Genomic DNA, 15,371 nt, shown 5'->3' with positions numbered 1-15,371 from the left:
GAACCCGCGACCCGGTCGGTCACGGGGTGTTCGTCTCGCCGCCGTCGTCGCGGCGGGCCCACCCGGCGAGCTTCTCGCCCAGCGCGGCCCCGCCGTCCGCCTCGCGGGCCACCACCAGGATGGTGTCGTCACCGGCGATGGTGCCGACCACCTCGGTCAGGCCCGCCCGGTCCACCGCGCTGGCCAGGTAGTGGGCCGCGCCCGGCGGGGTACGCAGCACCGCGATGTTGCCGCTGGAGTCGACCCCGTTGAGCAGTTCCCGCAGCAGCCGGATCAGCCGGGCGGGGGCCGCCTCGGCGTCGCGCAGCGGCCGGTGGCCGTCCTCGGGGATCAGGTAACCGGCCCGCCCGTCGCCGCCCCGGGCCTTCACCGCACCCAACTCCTCCAGGTCCCGGGAGAGGGTGGCCTGGGTGACCTGCACCCCGTCGGCGGCCAGCAGGTCGGCCAGCTCGGTCTGGGAACGGATCGCCCTGGCCCGGATCAACTCGACGATGCGGGCGTGCCGGGCGGCGCGGGTCGGGGCGGTCATGATGAGGATGCCTCCAGGAGAAAGGTCAGCAGCGCCTTCTGGGCGTGCAGCCGATTCTCCGCCTGGTCGAAGACCACGCTGTGCGGGCCGTCGAGCACCTCGCTGGTGATCTCCTCGTCCCGGTGCGCGGGCAGGCAGTGCAGCACCTTCACGTCCGGCCGGGCGTGCCCGAGCAGCGCGGTGTTCACCTGGTACGGCAGGAACGGGGTGATCCGGTCCAGCCCGTCGTCCTCCTGCCCCATCGAGGTCCAGGTGTCGGTGGCGACCACGTCGGCATCCCGGACCGCCTCCACCGGGTCGACCAGCGCCCGCACCGACCCGCCGGTGCCGGCGGCGATCTTCCCGGCCCGGTCCAGCACCCCCGGATCGGGCTGGAACCCGGCCGGCCCGGCGACCCGCACGTGCATCCCGGCGGTCGCCCCGGCCAGCAGGTACGAGTGGGCCAGGTTGTTCGCCGCGTCCCCCACGTACGCCAGGGTCCGCCCGGCGGTGCCGCCGCAGTGCTCGCGGACGGTGAGCAGGTCGGCCAGGAGCTGGCACGGGTGGTAGCCGTCGGTCAGCGCGTTGATCACCGGGACGGTGGCGTGCGCCGCCACCTCGGCGATCCGGTCGTCGCCGTGGGTACGCAGCACGATGGCGGCGACGTAGCGGGACAGCACCCGGCCGGCGTCGGCCAGCGTCTCGCCCCGCCCGAAGTGGGTGACCTGGGTGTCCACCACGAGCGGATGACCACCGAGTTCGGCGATGCCGGCGTCGAAGGAGATCCGGGTCCGCAGGCTCTGCTTGTCGAACAGCACCGCCACCGAACGCGGCCCGGCCAGCGGGGTGAACCCGAACCGGTCGGCCTTCATCCGGGCGGCCAGGTCGAGCACGGCCGACTGTTCGGCCGGGGTGAGATCGTCGTCGGCCAGCAGGTGCCGGATCATGTGCGGGTCTCCGTCGGGGTCGGGGTGGAGTTGGGGGCGGCGGCGTCGAGGGCGGCGGGGAGGGCGGCCAGGAACGCGTCGACCTGCTCGGCGGTGAGGACCAGCGGCGGGGCGAGCCGGATCACCCCCGGCTGGACCGGGTTGACCAGGAACCCCGCCGACCGCAGCGCGTCGGCCACCGGGCCGGCGACCGGCGCGGCGAGGACGACGCCGAGCAGCAGCCCGGCCCCGCGTACCTCGGTGACGAGCGGGTGGCCCAGCGCCTCGACGCCCCGGCGCAGCCGTTCACCGGTGCGCTTGACGTGGTCGAGCAGCCCCTCGCTGGCGATCGTGGAGACCACCGCGAGGGCGGCGGCGCAGCTCACCGGGTTGCCGCCGAAGGTGGTGCCGTGCGAACCGGCGCGCAGCAGCTCGGCGGCCCGGCCGAAGGCCAGGCAGGCGCCGATCGGCAACCCGCCGCCGAGACCCTTGGCCAGGGTGACGACGTCCGGCTCGACCCCCTCGGCCTGGTGGGCGAACCAGTACCCGGTGCGCCCGATCCCGGTCTGCACCTCGTCGAGCACCAGCAGGGCCCCGTGCCGGGCGGTGATCCGCCGCGCCTCGGCCAGGTACCCGGGCGGCGGGACGACCACCCCGTTCTCGCCCTGCACCGGCTCCAGGATCACCATCGCCGTCGCGTCGGTGACGGCCGCCGCCAGCGCCGCCACGTCGCCGTACGGGACGTGGTCGACGTCGCCGGGCAGCGGGCGGAACGGGTCGGCCTTCGCCGGCTGGCCGGTCAACGCGAGCGCACCCATGGTGCGGCCGTGGAAACCGCCGACGGTGGCGACGACGTGCGACCGGCCGGTGAGCCGGGACAGCTTGAACGCGGCCTCGTTGACCTCCGCGCCGGAGTTCGCGAAGAACACCCGGCCCGGCCGGCCGGCCAGCGCCAGCAGCAGCTCCGCCAACGCCACCGGAGGTTCGGCGACGAACAGGTTGGAGACGTGGCCGAGGGTGGCGACCTGCTTGGAGACGGCGGCCACCACGGCGGGGTGGGCGTGCCCGAGGGAGTTGACCGCGATGCCGCCGAGCAGGTCGACGTACTCCCGGCCGGCCTCGTCGACGACGACCGCGCCCGAACCGGAGGCCAAGGCCAGCGGCGGGGTGCCGTAGTTGTCCATCATGGACTGCCGCCAGCGTTCCACCAGCGTGCTCATGAACCGACCGTGCCTTCCTGGTTGGTGGACCCGGTCGGGGTGTCGACGACCATCGTGCCGAACCCCTCCGAGGTGAAGACCTCCAGCAGCGTGGAGTGGGCGACCCGGCCGTCGACGACGTGCGCGGCGGGCACTCCCCCGCGCACCGCCCGCAGGCAGGCCTCCATCTTGGGCACCATCCCCGCCTCCAGGGACGGCAACAGCTTCGCCAACGCCTCGGTGCCGATCTCGCTGACCAGGCTGGCGGTGTCCGGCCAGTCGGCGTACAGGCCCGCGACGTCGGTGAGGACGACCAGCTTGCGGGCTTCCAGGGCGATCGCCAGCGCGGCGGCGGCGGTGTCGGCGTTGAGGTTGTGCAGCACCCCGTCGGCGTCCGGCGCGACCGTGGAGATGACCGGAATCCGGCCGGCCGCGATCAGGTCGGTCACCGCCGAGACGTCCACCGACTCCACGTCGCCCACCTGACCCACGTCGACCGCCTCGCCGTCGACCCAGGCGGGCCGCCGCACGGCGGTGAACAGGCCGGCGTCCTCGCCGGACAGGCCCACGGCGAACGGACCGTGCGCGTTGATCAACCCGACCAGTTCCCGGCCGACCTGACCCACCAGCACCATCCGGACGACGTCCATCGCCTCCGGCGTGGTGACCCGCAGGCCACCCTTGAACTCGCTGGCGATGCCGAGCCGACCCAGCATCGCCGAGATCTGCGGGCCGCCGCCGTGCACCACGACCGGCTTGAGGCCGGCGTAGCGCAGGAAGACCATGTCGGCGGCGAAGGCCCGTTGCAGGGCCGGGTCGACCATCGCGTTGCCGCCGTACTTGACCACCACGGTGGCCCCGGAGAACCGGGCCAGCCAGGGCAGCGCCTCGATCAGCGTCTCGGCCTTCGCCTGGGCCCGGGTGAGATCCGCGGACAGGCTCATGTCGAGTACGCCGAGTTCTCGTGCACGTACGCGTGCGACAGGTCGTTGGTCCAGATCGTGGCCGCCGCCGCGCCGGCGTGCAGGTCGATGCGGATGGTGACGTCCCGCCCGGTCAGGTCGACCTTGGCCCGGTCCTCGGCGGCGGCACCGCCACGGCACACCCAGATCCCGTTGACCGCCACGTCCACCGCGTCCGGGTCGAACGCGGCGGCCGTGGTGCCGACCGCCGCCAGGATGCGCCCCCAGTTCGGGTCGTTGCCGAACAACGCCGTCTTGACCAGGTTGTTCCGGGCCACCGAACGGCCCACCTCGACCGCGTCGTCCTCGTCGGCGGCGCCGACCACCTCGATGGCGACCTGCTTGGTCGCCCCCTCGGCGTCGGCCACCAACTGCTGGGCCAGGTCGTGACAGGCCGCGGTGACGGCGGCGGTCAACTCCGCCTCGTCGGGTTCCACCCCGGACGCCCCGCTGGACAGCAGCAGCACCGTGTCGTTGGTGGACATGCAGCCGTCGGAGTCGACCCGGTCGAAGGTGACCCGGGTGGCGGCCCGCAACGCCACGTCCAGCAGCTCCGGCCCGGCCACCGCGTCGGTGGTCAACACGCACAGCATGGTGGCCATGCCGGGGGCGAGCATGCCGGCCCCCTTGGCCATCCCGCCCACGCTCCACCCGGCGCCCGGAGCGACGGTGGTCTTCGGCCGGGTGTCCGTGGTCATGATCGCCTCGGCGGCGGCCGGACCGCCGTCGCGGGCCAACGCCCGGATCGCGGTACGCACCCCGGGCAGCAGCCGGTCCATCGGCAGCCGCTCACCGATCAGCCCGGTCGAGCAGACCGCCACGTCACCGGCACCCAGCCGCAGCCGGGGGCTGGACGCGGTGAGCGCGGCGGCGGTGTGCTCGGCGGTGGCGTGGGTGTCCTGGAAACCGGCCGGGCCGGTGCAGGCGTTCGCGCCACCGGAGTTCAGCACCACCGCGCGGACCACGCCGCCCCGGACGACCTGCTGCGTCCAGCGCACCGGCGCGGCCTTGACCCGGTTGGTGGTGAAGACGCCGGCCACCCCGGCGTCCGGACCGTCGTTGACGACCAGGGCGACGTCGGTGGCCCCGCCGCTCTTCAACCCGGCCGCGACACCGGCCGCACGGAAGCCCCGAGGGGCGGTGACACTCATGGGGCAAGCCTTTCGTTCACGACTGCGGGGCTCCGCTGCGCTGCGTTCCTCGCGCTCACGGGGCAACTCCAAAGAGGGGCAGGCCGGTGGTCTCGGGCAGGCCGAGCATCAGGTTGGCGTTCTGCACCGCCTGGCCGGCGGCACCCTTGCCGAGGTTGTCGATGGCGCTGACCACGATCACCCGACCGGAGTCGACGTCGACGGTGGCCTGGAGGTGGCACGAGTTCGCCCCGGCGGTCGCGGCGGTGTGCGGCCACGCCCCCTCGGGCAGCAGGTGCACGAACGGCGCGTCGGCGTACGCGTCGGCCAGCACCGCCCGCGGGTCGACGTCGCCGGTGGGCACGGCGGTGACGGTGGCGAGGATGCCGCGCGGCATCGGGGCCAGCACCGGGGTCAGCGACAGCCCGGTCGCGCCGGTCGCCTGCTTGATCTCCGGAACGTGCTGGTGGGCACCGACCTTGTAGGGCGACAGGTCCCCCATCACCTCACTGCCGAGCAGGTGCGCCTTGGCGGCCCGGCCGGCCCCGGAGGTGCCGGAGGCGGCCACCACGACCACGTCCGCCGGTGAGACCGCGCCGGCGGCGATCAGCGGCGCGAGGGCCAGGGTGATGGCGACGGCGTAACAGCCGGTGTTGGCGACCCGGGTCGCCCCGGCGATAGCCGCCCGCTGGCCGGGCAGCTCCGGCAGGCCGTACGTCCAGGCCCCGGCGTGCGGGCCGCCGTAGTAGCGGGACCAGGCGTGGGCGTCGCGCAGCCGGTGGTCGGCACCGAGGTCGACCACCCGCACCGACTCCGGCAGCTCGGCGGCGAGCGCCGCCGACTCGCCGTGCGGCAGCGCCAGGAAGACCAGGTCCGCGTCGGCGAGCGTCGTCGGGTCGGTCGCCGCGAACGTCAGGTCCAACCCCACGAGCTGCGGGTGTACGGCGGTGACCGGCGCACCGGCCTGGCGGTGCGCGGTGGCGGCGACCAGGTCGAACTCGGGGTGACCGGCGATCAGGCGCAGCAGCTCGCCCCCGGCGTAGCCGCTCGCTCCGGCGACCGCAACTCGGATACCCATTCCAACCTCCGCATGACTATGCAGAGAAGGCTAGCGACCCACCGACCTTCTGTGCAAGTTAATACAGCCTACTGCATGGACATGAAGAAGTGACCTGGACCACTCACACACATTGACAGCCATGAGGACATTGGCCATGCTGAGAGAGCGCTCTCTAGCCGCCCATCAGCCACATACCACCCGCCTGCCGCTTGCGGCCCCGGCCGAAGGAGCCGTCCTTGCGTACCCCGAGAAGCTGGGCCACCGCCCTCGCCGCGATCGCGATCGCCGGCGCCACCACCCTCGGCCTCACCACCGCGCCCACCCGCGCCGTCGGACCGTCCCCCCTCCCGCTGACGGTCACCAACAGCACCGGCCGGGCGGAGGCCGTCCACCTCTACCTCCTCGGCGTCGACCTCGCCTCCGGCCGGCTCGGCTACGTGACCGCCGGGGGCGTCTTCACCCCCTGGCCGGCCGGCGGTCAGCCGCCCACCCCCGCCCCCGACGTCTCGATCGCCGGGCCCGCCAACGGCGGCTCCGTCACCCTGCGGGTCCCCCGTGGCCTCTCCGGGCGGGTCTACTTCTCCTTCGGCCAGAAGCTGCGCTTCTCACTGACCCCGGACGGCCTGGTCCAGCCGGCCCCCTGGGCGGCCGGCGACCCCAACCGCGACATCCTGTTCGACTGGTCCGAGTTCACCTACAACGACGCCGGGCTCTGGCTCAACAGCACCCAGGTCGACATGTTCGCCGTCCCGCACGCGGTCAGCGTCACCGGCGCGAGCGGCACCACCCGGCGGGCCGGCCAGCTCGTCAGCGGCGGCCGGCAGGCCGTCATCGACGCCGTCCGCGCCCAGCCCGGCTGGGCGGACACCGTGCAGACCCGGTCCGACGGCACGGTGCTGCGGGTGCTCTCCCCCGGCAAGGCCGTCGACGCCGGCCGGTTCGCCTCCGGCTACCTCGACCCGTACATCGACGCGGCCTGGCGCTCCTACGCCACCCGGACGCTGACCGTGACCCCGTTCACCGACCGGCCCGACATGCGCTACCTCGGGCGTACCGCCGGCACCACGATGACGTTCACCGACCCGTCCGGCCGGCAGGTCGCCACCTTCACCAGGCCCACCAGCTCCGACGTGTGGGACTGCGACGGGACCCTCGCCGCCCCCAACGACCAGGTGGTCGGGCCGATCGCCCGGACGCTCTGCGCCGCCCTGCACCGCACCACCCTCGACACCATCACCACGCAGCCCGGCGGCGGCCCGGCCGACTTCTACCGGGGCACGCTGACCAACCACTACTCGCGGATCATCCACCAGCACATGGTCGACGGCCGGGCGTACGGCTTCGCCTTCGACGACGTGCTCGCCCAGGAGTCCCTGGTGCACGACGGCGACCCGCGCGCCGCCGGCCTCACCCTCACCCCGTTCACCGGTAGCACCACCCCGACGCCCACGGCCACCCCGACGCCCACCGCCAGCCCGACCCCACCCCCCGGCCAGCCGTGGAACGCGACCCGCCACCTCCAGGCCGACGGCACCCTGGCCGGCACCACCGGACCCACCGGCACGGTCACCCTGGCGGCGGCGAACGGCAACCACGACGGCACCCCCACCAACGCCCGGGTCTTCACCGCCCGTGGGCTCACCGGCACCTGGACCGGCGCAGCCACCACCTTCGACCTGGCCGTCGACGCCGGCACCGCCGTCGGCGACGGCGTCCAGGCCCGGGTGTCGTACGACCTCACCGGCGACGGCACCGCCGACCGGGTCGAGACGTACGCCTACTTCGCCACCGACCCGGTGCCCGGCGTCGAGCGCTACCGGCAGACCCAGGGGCTGCGCTCGGCCACCGGCACCCTCGGCAACCTGCGCGGCGGGACGGTGACCGTGCAGGTCTGGAACGCCATCGGCGGCACCCCGACCACCCTCGGCGTCGGCGACGCCTCCCGCGTCGTACTGCCCTTCACCGGCTGACCGTGCGGCGTCTTCCGGAGGCCGGGCCGCCTCCGGAAGACGCCCCCGCTCAGCCGGTCCGCTGAACGAGCCCGTGTTCGCGCTCGTACGTCCGCAACGCGACGTCCCATGCCTCGGTGTACTCCGACGGGCCCAGGTTGAGGTCGTGGTGGCCCCGGACCGCCTCCCGGAGCAGGGTCACCAGTTCCGGCACCGTCGCCCGGCGCTCGTCGACGTAACGGCGGAACACCTCGGCGAACTGCTCCCCGGTCAGCCGGGCCGCGTGCATCGTCACCGGATCGGCCTCCAACGCCTGGAGCACCGCGCACCACCGGCGGGTCAGATCATCGACGTGCCGGGCCCGGATCTTCTGCAACTCGTGCTCGCACTCCAGCCTGATCCGTTCCTCCCAGTACGGCCGCAGCCGGTCGCGTACCCGCTCGTCGGGGCTGACCCGGACGTGGGCGGTGAACTGCGGCAACGACTCGTTCGCCGGCCACCGCTGCCCGGCGAGCCGGTCGTTGAGCACCCGCTCCAGTTCGTGCGAGCGATGCGGCTCGAACTCCCGTGACACGTCGACGATCCGCTCCCGGACGATCCCACCGGCCCAGTCGAGGTACCGCTCGGCGCGGTACTTCAGCTCCTCGAACGTCATCCGCCGGCCGGTCCAGATATAGACGGGGTGTATCCGGAAGTCGAAGGCGTCCCCCTTCGCCGGCACCAGCAACGGGTGCGGGACGTCCTGCCGGAACGACACCGTGACCGGTGCCGGCGCCGGCAGTGGCGGCGGCGTCGGCACGGGAGGCGCCGGCGTGCCGAACAGACTCTGCCACCAGTGGCGTCGCTGCGGCACCGGCACCTGGGTGCCGGCGGTGGTGCTGGAGTACACGTTCATCCGTGGTCCTCGTCGGTGAGTCGGCGTACGCCGTCGAGCAGGGAGTTGCGGGGCATCAGGGGTCTCCAGACGTGGCGCAGCTGATGGTCCAGTCGGTGCCGCAGGGGTGCCCGGCCCGCCACCACCAGAGCGAGCAACTCCAGGCAGTGGGCGGCGACCTCGGGGTGACCGTCGGCCCGGTTCAGCCAGAACCCGAGCGTGCGCCACGAGCGGTAGGCGGTCGCGGGCAGGCTGAGCGCGTTGGCCCAGCAGTCCGCCAGATCGGTCATCGACACGGTCCCGACCCGGGCCAGATCCAGCAGTTCCGGCCAGTGCTCCCGGGGTGCGGGTGCCCACCGGTCGGCGAGCTGGCGCAACGCCCGCCCGGCGTGCAGCCACACCTCCGGGTCCTCCGCCCGGGTCCACTCCGCGAGGGCCGGCAGCACGGTCGCCTGGTGACCTGCGGTGTGCACCTCGATCAGGCCCCGCACCACCGAGTGGTGCCACCGCTGCATCCGCGCCTGGGCGATCTGACGCAGATGCAGCAGGGCGGTGTCCGGCCAGAGCCGGGCGAGCCCCAACGCGTAGGCACGGGCCACCGTGTCCCGCAGGTGGGCCGGTCCGCTCGACGCCCACCGGTCCAGCTCCGTGCGTACGCGTTGCCGCAGCTCCGGTTGCATCGCCATGGCGACCAACGCGATGGCGGCGGCCTGCCGGACGCCGGCCCGGCGCTCCCGGGCCAGCTGGTCGACCGTCTCCAGCGCGACCCGCACCCCGTGCCGGGCCGACCAGCCGACCGCTCCGGCGGCAGCCTCCCGGACACCCGGATTGCCCGTCCGTACCAGGGTGGCGAGCCACCCGAGCAGATGCTCCGGCAGCCACCAGTCCGACCATGCGACCTCCAGCAGGCTGGTCCGCAGCTGGTCGTTGCCGGGCGAGAACTCGATCCGCCGCCCGCCGTGGAGCCGGTCGTCGTCGACCAGGACGACGGCCTGCCGCAGCACCGGGCCCAGCAGCAGGTCCACCACCCCGCCCAGGAACCCCACGGGTGCCGGGGCCGCCGCACCGTCGTCGCCCGGCACCGGTCCGACGAGCAGCCGTCCGGCCGCCGCCTGGACCTCGACCACGGACTGCCCGGCCAGCACCGCGCACGACAACCGGAACGCCCGCCGCTGGTCGACGTCCCACCGGGACGCCCCCTCGACGCCGTCGCCCTCGACGGCGAGCACCCGCGTGGCGCGTTCCCGCAACTGCCGGGGAAGCAGCCGTTCCAGCCGCTCGGTCAGGTCGCCGCCGCGCGGCGGCGCCTGGGCGATCAGTTCCGCCAGCCGGACGACCTCACCGGCGCGCGGACCACCGGCCAGGTGGGCCGCGAGCAGCGGATGCGGGACGCACTCCTCCTCGACGTACACGTCGACGCAGTCGCCGGTGCAGCCGTCGACGCACCAGCCGACGCACTGCCCGCGCAACAGCCGGCGGAGTTGGGCCCGGAACACGTCCACCGGGGCCGCCGGGCGGTGGGGCACCAGATGCCCGGCGAACTCCTGTTCCCGGCGCTCGAAGTCACCGACCAGCACCAGGCTGCTCCCGGTGGTCTCCAGCCTGGCCGCCAGGCCCACCAGGGTCATGCCGTCCAGTTCCCGGACCGCCTCGTCGCCGAGTGCCAGCGTGTAGCCGTGGCCGGGCCGTACCGGCGCGTCGGCACCCAACAGGTCCGACAGGTGCTCCGCGTCGAGCACCCCGACCCGGTCGTAGCCGTACCGGCGGGCCGAGGCCAGGCAGGCGGCGGTGTGTCGGCCCGTGCCGTCGGCACCGCTGAGGCAGACCAGGTGCCGCAGCTTGAGCTGCCGGTCGAGCCGCTGGTCGCTCGGTGCGGGAGCGTAGCCGTCGGCCAGTTGCCGTACCCAGCTGCCGCTGAGCGTCTCGGACCAGGTCCGGCCGCCCGTGCCCACGGTCGCCGTGGTGATGTTCACGGTGCCGATCGCCGTGGCCCCCGGGCCGGTCGCGTTCTGGCCCCGGACCCGTACGTCTCCGACCCCGATGCTCGACGGGACCCCGAGCAACGCGGTGAGGCGGGCCAGGACGGCCGCCGGGTCCGGTGCCTCCTCCGGCTCGTCCACCGGCTCGTCCTCGGGGTGAGGCCCCGCCGGGGACGCGTCCGCCGCTGCGGACCACTCGGCCGCGTTCTCGTCAGACCACCGTTCCTCGTCGCGGGGAAGGCCCGACGCGGTGTCGACCGGACGTGGCTGTCCCACGCTGTCCGGGTCCGGCGGTTCCCACGAATCCGACGCCCCGGTCACCGGCCGCCGCCCTCGCCGCCGAACACGACGTCGCGTCCGACCGACCCGATGGCCGTGGCGTTGGGGCCGATCGCGTTCTGCCCGCGTACCCGGATGTCGCCGGTGCGGATGCCGGGGCCGGCCGTGCCGGCTCCGGTGTCCGGCCGGGCCGCGCCCGCCCCGGTGCCCGGTCCGGCCGGCGGTCCCCCGGGGGGCGACGGCGGCTCCTGCGGCGACGGCCACGACGACATGTCCTCGTCGACCACGTAGAGCCAGGCCGGCTCGCGGAACTCCTTCTCCGGGTGCTCGACCTCGATCCGGCGGAACCGTTCCGGCCGCATCTCCTCCGGGTACTCGCAGACCACGTCGCGGTACATCTCCGTCGAGACCACCAGCGCGACGCCCGCGTCGGGGAACGCGGCCAGCGCCTGGCGCACCGGCTTGGCGTCGCAGAGCCGGCAGACGTGCACGACGGCGTGGCCGGGGAAGCCGTTCGCGCCGTCCAGGTGCACCAGGCCCTGGTGTACGGCCACCCGCAGCCGGATCTGCGCGGGCGCGGTCCGGCTGCTGTTGAACGCCCGCAGCCGCCGGTTCAGCTCCGGCACGAACCGGCCGACGACCCGGGACTCCGGCACGTCGCGGGGCAGGATCGCCAGCTCGCCGTCGCCGGCCTGCTGGGTGGTCCAGGTGACCCGGTCCAGACCCACCTCGGTCGCCGCCGCGTGCAGGAGCGTGTGGAAGTTCTGCTGTGCCTCGTACTGCTGAAGATTGCTGCGCCGGCTGTACCGTTCCATGTCCACAGAGATCAGCAGACGCCGTTCGGGATGTCGCATCGGTACACCCTTCGTCGTCAGCCCGCTCGGCGAGCGGGCACCACCGTGCCCATGGAAACCGCCCCGCCGGGCGCAGACCCCCTAGAAGTACGGCATCGCCGGGACTGTCGGCATCCGGTCATCCCATCGTGGACAGATGTCGTGCTAAGCCGGGTCGGTTCTGCTGGAAGCATGTGGACGAACCTGACCGAACTGCTCCTGGCGCTCGGGCTCTCCCCGCCCGTGATCCTGGCCCTGGTGGTCGTCGAGACCCTCGCGGCCCGCAGCGGGGCGGTGCGAGCCGTGTCGACCCGGATACGCTTCGGCACCTCTCGTCTGCTGAGGAGGATGCCGGTGCTGATGCGGCAACCCCACGTCCCCACCGACGGCGACTGGCCGTACGGGACCTTCCTGCAACGGCTCGACCGCCCGGTACGGGACGCGTTGCTGGCCACCGGCGTCCGCCGGCAGGTGCCCGCCGGGCAGATCCTCATCCACGAGGGCCACCACGAGGCGCACCTGGTGCTGCTGGAGGACGGCCTGACGAAGGTCACCGCGTCCCTGCCCGACGGGCGGACCGCCCTGCTGGCGTTGCGGGTCGGCGGTGACCTGGTGGGTGAGATGTCGGCGCTCAACGACCGTCCCCGGTCGGCGACGGTGACCACCTGCGGCCCCACCCGGTACAGCGTCATCCAGCCCGAGCAGTTCAAGACCTTCCTGCGCGACCATCCGGACGCCGCCCTCGAACTGGCCGCCATGGTCTCCGACCGGCTGCGCTGGTCCAACCGTCGCCGGATCGACTTCTCGTCCTACCCGGTGAAGATCCGGGTGGCCCGGGTGGTGGCCGAGCTGTGCCGCTCGCACGGCCGGCAGGACCGCGACGCGGTCGTCATCGACGTCCGGTTGACCCAACCGGAACTCGCCACCATCTGCGGCGCGGCCGAGACCTCCATCCAGAAGGCGCTGCGGGAACTGCGCGCCGACGGGCTGGTGGAGACCGACTACCGGCGGATCACGGTGCGCGACCTGGCCGCCCTGCGCGACTGCGGAAAGATCGAGGACGACGCGTGACGGCGACGGCCCCGACCCGGTGACCGGATCGGGGCCGTCGCCGGCTGTCACACCTCAGGCGCCGCGCAGGGTCGCCCCGAACCGCTGGGCGGCGACGGCCACGGCGGCGTCCCGCGCGGCCACCGCCTCCTCCACGGTCAACGTCCGGTCCGGCGCGCGGAAGGTGAGCTTGTACGCCAGCGACCGCCGGCCCGCGCCGAGCGACTCCGACGCGTACACGTCGAAGAGCCGGACGTGCTCCAGCAGCTCACCGGCGCCCTCGACCAGCGCGGCCCGGACGTCGGCGGCCGGCACCGTGTCGTCCAGCACCAGCGCCACGTCGATCAGCGCCGGGGGGAACCCGGACACGGTCGGCGCGGACACCACCGGGGCCGCCGGCAGGGCGTCCAGGTCGAGTTCCATGGCGCTGGTCCGGCGGGGCAGTTCCAACGCGGCCAGCACCGCCGGGTGCAGCTCACCGGCGTGACCGACCACCTCCCGTCGACCAGCAGCGCGGCGCAGCGTCCCGGGTGCCAGGGTGCCCGCTCGGCGGCCCGCACCTCGATCCGCTCGGCCGGCAGGTCGGCGGCGGCCAGCACGGCCCGGCCGGCCTCCACCGCGTCGGCCCAGCCGGCGGCGCGGCCGGCACCCCACCAGCCGGCCGGCTCGATGTCCCCGGTGAGCACCACCGCGACGTGCCGGGGCTGGGCGGGCACCACCGCGTCGGCGGCGGCGAACTCGGCGTCGGTGGGACGGCGGTCCACCCCCATGGCCGGCGGCGCGCCGACCCCGGGACGCGGGTGGAACACCGCGCCGATCTCGTAGAGCGCCAGGTCACGGTGACCCCGGCCCAGGTTGCGCTTGAGGATGCCCAGCAGCGGGCCGAGCAGCGTCGTGCGCAGCAGCGGCTCCTCCTCGGACAGCGGGTTGGCCAGCCGTACTGCCGGCCGGCGCGGGTCGTCGGCGGGCAGCCCGAGCTGGTCGGCCAGCTCCGGGGCGACGAACGGCAGCGCCAGCACCTCGACGTAGCCGCGCTCGGCGAGCGAGCGGGCCACCGCCCGACGGCGACGCTGCTGCCAGGTCAGGCCCCGGCCGGGGGGCGCGGTGGGCAGCACCGACGGCACCCGGTCGTACCCGTCGAGGCGGACCACCTCCTCCACCAGGTCGGCCGGGTCGGTGAGGTCGGGCCGCCAGGTCGGCGGGGTGACGGTGAGCACGTCGCCGCCGCCGGCCGTCGTCGCGACCGTGCCCGCGTCCTCGGCCAACCGGTCGGTGCCCCGGATCACCGTGCAACCCACCTGCTCCAGCAGGTCGACCACCCGCTGCGGGGAGTAGTCCACCCCCACCCGACGCGACGGCAGGTCGACCGGGAGGACGACCTGCCGCATCGGCCGGACGTAATCGAGGTCGAGGATCTCCGCGCCGGCCTCGCCCCCGCCGTGGGCGGTGAGCAGCTCGACGGCACGCTGGAGGGCCACCAGCGGCAGCGCCGGGTCGACGCCCCGCTCCCACCGCTTGGCCGCCTCGCTGAACAGCTTGTGCCGGCGGGCCGTACGGCCGACCATCACCGGGTCCCAGTGGGCGGCCTCCAGCAGCACGTTCGTGGTGCCGCCGACCACCTCGCTGGTCTCGCCGCCCATCACCGCGGCCAGCGAGACCGGGCCGGTGTCGTCGCAGATCACCATGTCCTCGGCGGTGAGCGAGCGGACCACACCGTCCAGGGTGGTCACCTTCTCGCCCGCCTCGGCCCGGCGCACCACCAGCGGGCCGGCGAGCCGGTCGGCGTCGAAGGCGTGCATCGGCTGGCCCAGTTCGAGCATCACGTAGTTGGTGACGTCGACCGCCAGCGAGATGCTGCGGACGCCGGCCACGGTCAGCCGCTGCCGCATCCAGCCGGGGGTGGCCGCCGTCGGGTCGACCCCCCGGACCATCCGGGCGGTGAACCGGTCGCAGCCGACGGTGTCGCGCACCTGCACCGGGTATGCCGGCTCCGCCGTCCCGGCCGGCGCGGGCACCCGGCCCGGGTCGCGGAAGGCCACCCCGAGGGCGTACGCCAGCTCGCGGGCGATGCCGCGCACGCTCAGCGCGTACCCCCGGTCGGGGGTGATCTCCAGCTCGACCACGACGTCGTCGAGGCCCACCACGGGGCGGGCGTCGTCGCCGGGCCGGGCCGGGGTGTCCGGCGGCAGCACGATGATGCCGGAGTGGTCGTCGCCGAGGCCCAGCTCCATCGCCGAGCAGATCATGCCGGCCGACATCCGGCCGTACGTCTTGCGCGCGCCGATGGTGAAGTCGCCGGGCAGCACCCCGCCGGGCAGGATCACCACGACCCGGTCGCCGGGGGCGAAGTTCCGCGCCCCGCAGACGATCTGCTGGAGTTCGCCGGTGCCGTTGGCGGTGCCGACGTCGACCAGGCAGTGCCGGATCGGCTTCTTGAACCCGGTCAGCTCCTCGATCTCGCGGACCTCACCGACGACCAGCGGACCGGTGACCGTACGGCGCAGGTCCACCACGGACTCGACCTCGATGCCGAGGTCCACCAGGGCCTGTTCCAGGTCCTCGGTGGGCAGGTCGACGGGGAGGTCCACGTACTCCCGCAGCCAACTGACAGAAACTCGCATG

The 15,371-nt window shown here is 74.1% G+C and carries 11 protein-coding genes and 1 pseudogene; 2 read left to right on the top strand and 10 right to left on the bottom strand.

Annotation, left to right across the window (positions count from 1 at the left end):
• Positions 1 to 19: 19 nt before the first annotated feature.
• The 6 genes from FJK98_RS11170 to argC are packed head-to-tail and all read right to left on the bottom strand — an operon-like array spanning position 20 to position 5,803.
• A complete protein-coding gene (locus FJK98_RS11170; protein WP_088645179.1) occupies positions 20 to 529 on the bottom strand; it encodes an arginine repressor in 510 nt (169 codons plus the stop codon).
• A complete protein-coding gene (gene argF, locus FJK98_RS11165) occupies positions 526 to 1,455 on the bottom strand; it encodes an ornithine carbamoyltransferase (protein WP_145918960.1) in 930 nt (309 codons plus the stop codon). The genes FJK98_RS11170 and argF overlap by 4 nt, the downstream gene beginning before the upstream one ends.
• Complete coding sequence (locus tag FJK98_RS11160; RefSeq protein WP_145918959.1) at positions 1,452 to 2,654, bottom strand: acetylornithine transaminase; 1,203 nt, start codon at positions 2,652 to 2,654, stop codon at positions 1,452 to 1,454. Before FJK98_RS11160 ends, argF begins: the two co-directional genes overlap by 4 nt.
• Positions 2,651 to 3,577: an acetylglutamate kinase gene (gene argB, locus FJK98_RS11155; protein ID WP_145918958.1), complete on the bottom strand. Its 927-nt coding sequence runs from the start codon at positions 3,575 to 3,577 to the stop codon at positions 2,651 to 2,653. Before argB ends, FJK98_RS11160 begins: the two co-directional genes overlap by 4 nt.
• Entirely contained in the window at positions 3,574 to 4,746 is a 1,173-nt protein-coding gene (gene argJ / locus FJK98_RS11150) for a bifunctional glutamate N-acetyltransferase/amino-acid acetyltransferase ArgJ (RefSeq protein ID WP_145918957.1), read from the bottom strand. Before argJ ends, argB begins: the two co-directional genes overlap by 4 nt.
• Positions 4,747 to 4,801: 55 nt before the next feature.
• On the bottom strand, positions 4,802 to 5,803 hold the full coding sequence (gene argC, locus FJK98_RS11145) for an N-acetyl-gamma-glutamyl-phosphate reductase (protein WP_145918956.1): 1,002 nt from the start codon (positions 5,801 to 5,803) through the stop codon (positions 4,802 to 4,804).
• Positions 5,804 to 6,021: 218 nt separating this feature from the next.
• Between argC and FJK98_RS11140 the strand changes: the two genes are divergently transcribed.
• Positions 6,022 to 7,755, top strand: coding sequence for a beta-1,3-glucanase family protein (locus tag FJK98_RS11140; protein WP_145918955.1), 1,734 nt, complete (start codon positions 6,022 to 6,024; stop codon positions 7,753 to 7,755).
• Between the two features lie 49 nt (positions 7,756 to 7,804).
• Here FJK98_RS11140 and FJK98_RS11135 read toward each other — a convergent pair whose 3' ends face one another.
• From FJK98_RS11135 to FJK98_RS11125, 3 genes are all read right to left on the bottom strand, one after another.
• Positions 7,805 to 8,629: a hypothetical protein gene (locus FJK98_RS11135; RefSeq protein WP_145918954.1), complete on the bottom strand. Its 825-nt coding sequence runs from the start codon at positions 8,627 to 8,629 to the stop codon at positions 7,805 to 7,807.
• Positions 8,626 to 10,728 (bottom strand): hypothetical protein, encoded by a 2,103-nt coding sequence (locus tag FJK98_RS11130; RefSeq protein ID WP_145918953.1) that lies wholly within the window; start codon positions 10,726 to 10,728, stop codon positions 8,626 to 8,628. Before FJK98_RS11130 ends, FJK98_RS11135 begins: the two co-directional genes overlap by 4 nt.
• 176 nt (positions 10,729 to 10,904) lie before the next feature.
• Positions 10,905 to 11,720 carry a hypothetical protein gene (locus tag FJK98_RS11125; RefSeq protein ID WP_145918952.1) on the bottom strand — a complete coding sequence of 272 codons (816 nt, stop codon included), beginning with the start codon at positions 11,718 to 11,720 and terminating at the stop codon, positions 10,905 to 10,907.
• Positions 11,721 to 11,891: 171 nt separating this feature from the next.
• On the opposite strand from FJK98_RS11125, the gene FJK98_RS11120 reads away from it, so the two are divergent.
• Positions 11,892 to 12,770 carry a Crp/Fnr family transcriptional regulator gene (locus tag FJK98_RS11120; RefSeq protein ID WP_228543636.1) on the top strand — a complete coding sequence of 293 codons (879 nt, stop codon included), beginning with the start codon at positions 11,892 to 11,894 and terminating at the stop codon, positions 12,768 to 12,770.
• A gap of 54 nt (positions 12,771 to 12,824) precedes the next feature.
• Here the strand turns inward: FJK98_RS11120 and pheT are convergent.
• Positions 12,825 to 15,370, bottom strand: a pseudogene (pheT, locus tag FJK98_RS11115) (phenylalanine--tRNA ligase subunit beta).
• Position 15,371: the final 1 nt, after the last annotated feature.

Origin of the sequence: Micromonospora sp. HM134 (assembly GCF_007833915.1) — a bacterium.
Classification (GTDB): Bacteria; Actinomycetota; Actinomycetes; order Mycobacteriales; family Micromonosporaceae; genus Micromonospora; species Micromonospora wenchangensis.
The sequence above is the reverse complement of the archived record's forward strand: the minus strand, read 5'-3'. Positions and strand labels throughout refer to the sequence as shown.

Excerpts from the sequence above, each read along its gene's own strand:
- FJK98_RS11135 (WP_145918954.1), bottom strand. The coding sequence starts at position 8,629 with ATGAACGTGTACTCCAGCACCACCGCCGGCACCCAGGTGCCGGTGCCG.
- FJK98_RS11125 (WP_145918952.1), bottom strand. The coding sequence starts at position 11,720 with ATGCGACATCCCGAACGGCGTCTGCTGATCTCTGTGGACATGGAACGG.
- FJK98_RS11170 (WP_088645179.1), bottom strand. The coding sequence starts at position 529 with ATGACCGCCCCGACCCGCGCCGCCCGGCACGCCCGCATCGTCGAGTTG.
- FJK98_RS11160 (WP_145918959.1), bottom strand. The coding sequence starts at position 2,654 with ATGAGCACGCTGGTGGAACGCTGGCGGCAGTCCATGATGGACAACTAC.
- argB (WP_145918958.1), bottom strand. The coding sequence starts at position 3,577 with ATGAGCCTGTCCGCGGATCTCACCCGGGCCCAGGCGAAGGCCGAGACG.
- argJ (WP_145918957.1), bottom strand. The coding sequence starts at position 4,746 with ATGAGTGTCACCGCCCCTCGGGGCTTCCGTGCGGCCGGTGTCGCGGCC.
- argF (WP_145918960.1), bottom strand. The coding sequence starts at position 1,455 with ATGATCCGGCACCTGCTGGCCGACGACGATCTCACCCCGGCCGAACAG.
- FJK98_RS11120 (WP_228543636.1), top strand. The coding sequence starts at position 11,892 with ATGTGGACGAACCTGACCGAACTGCTCCTGGCGCTCGGGCTCTCCCCG.
- argC (WP_145918956.1), bottom strand. The coding sequence starts at position 5,803 with ATGGGTATCCGAGTTGCGGTCGCCGGAGCGAGCGGCTACGCCGGGGGC.